Origin of the sequence: Bacillus sp. AFS041924 (genome assembly GCF_002577195.1) — a bacterium.
Lineage (GTDB): Bacteria > Bacillota > Bacilli > Bacillales > Bacillaceae_G > Gottfriedia.
Genome location: NZ_NULG01000001.1, coordinates 49,172 through 55,171 on the forward strand (window position 1 = coordinate 49,172; position 6,000 = coordinate 55,171).

Annotated in this window: 4 protein-coding genes; 2 read left to right on the top strand and 2 right to left on the bottom strand. The window is 34.9% G+C overall.

Annotation, left to right across the window (positions count from 1 at the left end):
* Positions 1–886 precede the first annotated feature (886 nt).
* Positions 887–2,605 (top strand): alpha-keto acid decarboxylase family protein, encoded by a 1,719-nt coding sequence (locus COC46_RS00275; protein ID WP_098807784.1) that lies wholly within the window; start codon positions 887–889, stop codon positions 2,603–2,605.
* Between the two features lie 256 nt (positions 2,606–2,861).
* Here the strand turns inward: COC46_RS00275 and COC46_RS00280 are convergent, their stop codons facing one another.
* Entirely contained in the window at positions 2,862–3,431 is a 570-nt protein-coding gene (locus COC46_RS00280; RefSeq protein WP_098807785.1) for a hypothetical protein, read from the bottom strand.
* Positions 3,432–3,638: 207 nt separating this feature from the next.
* Here COC46_RS00280 and COC46_RS00285 point away from each other — a divergent pair, with 207 nt between their 5' ends.
* Positions 3,639–4,676, top strand: coding sequence for a M42 family metallopeptidase (locus COC46_RS00285; RefSeq protein ID WP_098807786.1), 1,038 nt, complete (start codon positions 3,639–3,641; stop codon positions 4,674–4,676).
* A gap of 41 nt (positions 4,677–4,717) precedes the next feature.
* Here the strand turns inward: COC46_RS00285 and COC46_RS00290 are convergent, their stop codons facing one another.
* Complete coding sequence (locus COC46_RS00290) at positions 4,718–5,611, bottom strand: L,D-transpeptidase family protein (RefSeq protein ID WP_255294766.1); 894 nt, start codon at positions 5,609–5,611, stop codon at positions 4,718–4,720.
* Positions 5,612–6,000: the final 389 nt, after the last annotated feature.

The window sequence follows — 6,000 nt, forward strand, 5'->3', positions numbered from 1 at the left end:
TCATATCCTTATCCAACTAATTTGTTATTAAGCTTAGTAATCTTCCATCCATGGTACATCATCTGAATCCTTACGACACGTTTCCAAGTTGAACGATCGCCATATCTTCTATTAGTTAAAAGTAAAAACAGTAGCGACCAAGATAGCCCAAATAACCGAGATGGTTACATCTACCCATTTAGGGATTTTACGATTCCATTTGCTCAATTTTTTTATAAGAATATCATCAATTACATTGGCTAAGTTGACTGTTAAAAACAATATGACAAATAAAATCCATATTGAATAGTGATGATGATTAAAATAGATGAGTGATAGCAACATAATTGGTAGTACACTCAACATTGTAAGTGTTTCGAATAGATCATTTCTTTTATTGGCTTTGAGCAGCCACTTTCCGTATTTCTTTAATAAGAACAAATAAATAGCACCTCGATTTCTTCAGTTATGATGAATCCATTTCAATTCCGTTGCACGGGTAATTCAAGTTGAGCTAAGTCAATCATCCTATTTACCATTACACTAAAAAAATGCATAAAGGAAGATTCTCCGCTGCACATGTTCATTCCTTCATTTGCGATAAATAAATAAATTTTCAATTACTCTCAATTTTTATCCCTATTTAATTCAATTCAGTATAAAGTTCAGTATTTAACTCCATTTTTCTACCTTGGTTTACCATCTGCTTCCATAACTGTAGTTTCATTGGTGAATCCGCTCATTTCATTATCGACATTCATTTAGCTCAACATCTACTTTAAACGTGGCTTTTCTAAAATATGGAGTATTAATCCAAACATCGTATAGCCCATTCAATGATAGGGTACGAATATAAAGGGTAATAGAATCTGGTAAACCCATTATTTGGATATGGAGTGAGTGTGTAATGGATAAGAAGATGAATATAGAAAGTCCCGTCACTCATACTGGAAAAGCTCAAAAAACACTTGGTCAGTATTTGTTAGATTGCTTAAAGTTAGAGGGGATAACTGAAATTTTTGGTGTTGCAGGGGACTATAATTTTTCACTGCTTGATACGTTGGAGCAAACTAACGGAATCCAGTTTATAGAAGGACGGAACGAACTAAACTCGGGTTATGCTGCAGATGGCTATGCAAGAATTAACGGGATTTCCGCACTTATTACAACTTTTGGGGTAGGGGAGCTAAACGCATGCAATCCAATAGCGGGATCATATAGCGAGCATGTTCCTGTGATTCATATTGTTGGATCGCCAAAAGAAAAAGATCAAAAAGAACACAAATTGATGCATCATACTTTAATGAATGGGAATTTTAATGTTTTTCGTAAAATGTATGAGCAGATAACGGCATACTCCGCGGTTTTAACACCGGAAAATGCCATGATTGAAATTCCAACTGCCATTCGTATTGCAAAAGAAAAGAAACAGCCTGTTTACCTTGTTGTGGCTGATGATTTAGTGGCCAAGCCTATTATGTATCGGGAAGTGCCGGTACCACAGCAAAAAACGTCCAATCAAAAAGCTCTTAAGGCTGCGACGAATCATGCCAGACAACTGATAGAAGGTGCACAGCGACCCATAATCCTTGTAGATGCTAAAACTATGCGCTTTGGGCTACAGGCTGAGGTTTTGAAGTTAGTAGACGCTATGAATATACCTGCTGCATCCATGCTGTTCGGCAAAGGAGCATTTGATGAAACCCATCCTAATTATATCGGAATGTACTTAGGTTCTTTAGGATGTCCTAAAGTTCAAAATACGGTTGAAAATGCCGATTGTATTATTGGAATCGGCACGGTATGGGCGGATACAAATACCGCTAATTTTACCGCAAAACTGAATTCTCTTGTAACGATCAATATTCAACCAGACTATGTTAAAGTTGCTGAGGCAGTATATCCAAACGTTCTTGCTACTGATATACTTCGTGAACTTCAACATGCGGGATTCAAGGGAAACGGTTTGATGGAAAAAGCGTCATTCCCTTACAATCAGTCTCCAAATAATAGTGATGAACCAATTAGGGCGGCAGGGTATTATCCACTATTTCAACGCATGTTGAAAAAGGACGATATTATGATTGTTGAAATTGGTACTTTCTACAATGGGATGGCGGAGGTGAGACTGCCGAGTAATATTACCTATATTGGACAAGGAGGCTGGGGGTCGATTGGATATGCAACCCCATCGGCGTTTGGTGCCTGTATCGCAGCAAAAGAACGTAGAGTGTTACTGTTCACGGGTGATGGCTCACTCCAGCTAACTGCTCAAGAAATTAGTTCAATGCTTTATTACGGATGTAAACCTATCATCTTCGTATTAAACAATGATGGTTATACAATCGAAAAATATTTAAATGTCAAAACAATAGATCAAAAATATAACAAAATCCCTCGATGGTCTTATACAAAATTGGCAGAAGCCTTTGGGGGCAATGCGTTTACTTCTATTGTTCGGACCATTGGAGAACTTGAACAAGCTATAAGCAAAGCTGAAAGTGAATGTGCCCAAAGACTCTGTATTATTGAAATGATTGTCGATGATCCATGGGATGCGCCAGAAAACATGAAAAAGATGCGCAAATATATGGAGAAGCAGGCAATACTAAAGAGCCAAAAATAACAGACATAAAAAGTTGGAATTAATGAAATGATCCCAACTTTTTAATTTTTCTTTTATTTGAATGACTTTTCAATCTAATTCTGAACCAGACAACTATTTAGTGGTCACTAACAATCAAAATCATATTGCATAAAAAATCAACTCCAGGAGTCTTTTAATTTTTCAATAATGTGTTGCTCCTATTAAGGGTGCCATTTTTACTAGTTTCAAAATTTATTCCCCTAATGATGTATTATTTCTAAAAGACTAACCTAACTCAAGAACGAACCTTTATAAAAAGTGCCAATCTAATAAAAATAATTAAAGCAACTTCAACCCAAAACCAACTATAAAAAAACGAAGATAATAAAATAATTGCAATGGAAGAAATTGACAAGGAATCAGTAAAGGCTGGGCCTAAAACTGGAAAGTGAAAAATAAACAATAGAATCATAATTCCTAATATTAAAAGAGTCATACCAGTAACAATAATACATAATCTTTTCTTCAAAAAGTAAAAAGCTGCACCAATCGCAAGTCCCAATAATCCAGTTGTAAAAGGAAATACAATTAGTTCAGTTGGTTGTAGGATTATTAACAATATGATTGTTAGAAAAAAAGATTTTACACCATCTGTAATGGAAAACATGGAACATAGTAAAATAGGTGCAGTAGCAAGCGGACTTAAAAAAAGACCTATACCTGGTAAATAGCCACCTGCAGCCTGAAACAGAGCAGCGATACATGAAAAAGTAGATACTAAAATGAATTTCATCGTTTTAGTTTTTTTATTGAATTTAAGCTGAAATGAACGAACCTCGTCTGTAATTGGCTTAAAAAAATACACCTTTCCACCTCGTTTTATAAACGGTATACCCTATTTATATGAGAGCTATTAAATAGCAATACTCCAAACGTGACGAAGAACGGACAAAATTAATTAGAGAGTGGATCCTCGATGTTTTTGGCAGGATTATTGATAACAAACACAAATAAATGTATGATAAATACGGTGAGAATTTCATGAAAATTTCAAAATTGAAGGGGAAAATCTATGAATATTAAAATTGACAAAGAATATGTATTACAAACCGCTAAACAATTACTAGAATTTAATAGTCCAAGTGGTTTTTGTTTTGAAATTATGGAGTTAATTCAGTCTTGGTCAAATAGTTTAGGGTATGAGTTCGAAACAACGAATAAAGGTTGTGGCGTGATCACTATTCCTGGTAAAAGTAATGAACAAGTCGTTGGGTTATCTGCACATGTTGATACACTAGGGGCAATGGTTCGATCTATTACAAGTAAAGGTACTTTGAAATTCACAATTATTGGTGGACCAATTGTACCAACTCTTGATAGTGAATATTGTCAAATTAGAACTCGTGAAGGAAAAATTTTTACAGGTACATTTTTATCTACAAGTCCGTCTATTCATGTATTCGAAGATAGTAAAACAAAGAAACGCGATCCAGAAAACATGGAAGTTCGTATTGATGAATGTGTTAAATCAAAAGAGGATGTTTTAAATCTTGGAATTAGCCCTGGAGATTTTATTTTCTTTGACCCGAAAACTACAATTACTGAAAGCGGATTTATCAAATCAAGATTTATTGATGATAAAGCAAGTGTAGCTTGTTTAATTGGTTTACTTGAATTATTTAAAAGGGAAAAAATTGTTCCTACATATACAACTAAATTCTTTATTTCGACGTATGAAGAAGTTGGACATGGATCTTCTTATATACCATCTGATATTACTGAATTAATCTCAGTTGATATGGGTTGTATTGGAGATGACTTAAGCTGTACTGAATATGATGTTTCTATTTGTGCAAAAGACTCAGGTGGTCCATATGATTTTAATATGACAACTGATTTAGTAAATTTAGCGAAGGAAAATGAGCTTAGCTATGCAGTAGATATTTATCCGATGTACGGTTCTGATACTGTTGCCGCATTACGCGGAGGACAGGATATTCGTGGAGCCCTAATAGGACCAGGTGTACACGCTTCTCATGGTATGGAAAGAACTCATTATAGTGCAATGGAAAATACGATGAAATTATTGTACTTATACTTAACAAAGTAATAATGTAAAAAAGCTGTTGAGTTTTCAACAGCTTTTTTGAACTAATAATTTAATTTCTGAACCCCATTTATATGACTATCATACCGATCCTCACCATTTATTTTTACATTTTTCTTAAGCGTAAATGTATAAAAATAAGCAGAGAGCATTTCCCGAGTTCTTTCTTGAAGTTTGTCTATTAATAATTTCTTTGTACCTACGCCAACAACACCATCAATATCTAGTCCGTTATCTTGTTGAAATGCCCTCACAGCCTGATCTGTACCTTCAGCAAAATAGCCATCAACTCCGTTTGTAGAGTAACCTAGTTTTGTTAAAGTATCTTGCAGCCATTCAACCTCTGAACCGACGCTTCCAAGTTGTAAACTAGTCGGAATATCAGTTGGATTTGTTACTACAACACTGCCTGAATCTTCTTCAAATAAATGATTAGTGACAGCGATATCTTGAAACGACTGATTTGATGAAGTGATTAATACAGTGGCACCTTTTTGAATACGATCAAATAACCATTCAACTTCTTCATCATACATACGAACACAACCGTGACTAGCATAAGTTCCAATCGAACTCGGATTATTATTCCCATGGATTGCATAGGTTGTACCCCATGTACCTCTAGCATTCAAGCCTAACCATCTATTACCAAGAGGATTCCTAGGGTCACCACCTGGGATATTCGCTTTATAGTAAGGCCGATTCACAATTTTATTGACGATCTTAAACTTCCCTTCAGGAGTTAATTCCTGACTCTTACCGGTGGCAACTTTAAACACTTTTACTAATTTACCATTCTCATAAAAAGCTAATCTATTAATTGATTTGTTAATAATGATAAATTGAGAATCTGAATTAGTTTCTGCATATGACTGAACAAAAGAAGTGCTCAAAAATAAAAGAATGACTAAGAAAAAAATAATACAGCGCTTAAACAACTTTTTCCCCCCAACAATATATAGAAAATACGTAGCTTTATATATTATGAAAGAAGGGCTTGTCCTATCTAATAAAATTTTTAAATTTTTGGCTCTGTTAAAAAAGAATGTTGATTTTCCATTCCAGGTACTTCGCTTGAGGCCACTGAAAAACACCATGAATGATGAAAAATTTCGATTTCTAAAAATTCCCATCCCCACTTTTACCTCTAAAGTAGATTGGAAAGTAAAGCATCATTCCCACTTTAGCTATAAAAATCAAGCTTTTTATGGGAATTGATTTTTTCTAAAAAGTAAATTTTGATCAAAATTTACTTTTTCAGTGGCCTCCTTCGCTTTCCATGGGGCGTGACTTGAGCCTCCTCGGGCTCAAGTTTCCCGCATTTCCC

What these genes read in the sequence shown, in the direction of transcription:
- COC46_RS00285 (WP_098807786.1), top strand. Translation starts at nt 3,639, where the DNA reads ATGAATATTAAAATTGACAAAGAATATGTATTACAAACCGCTAAACAA.
- COC46_RS00275 (WP_098807784.1), top strand. Translation starts at nt 887, where the DNA reads ATGGATAAGAAGATGAATATAGAAAGTCCCGTCACTCATACTGGAAAA.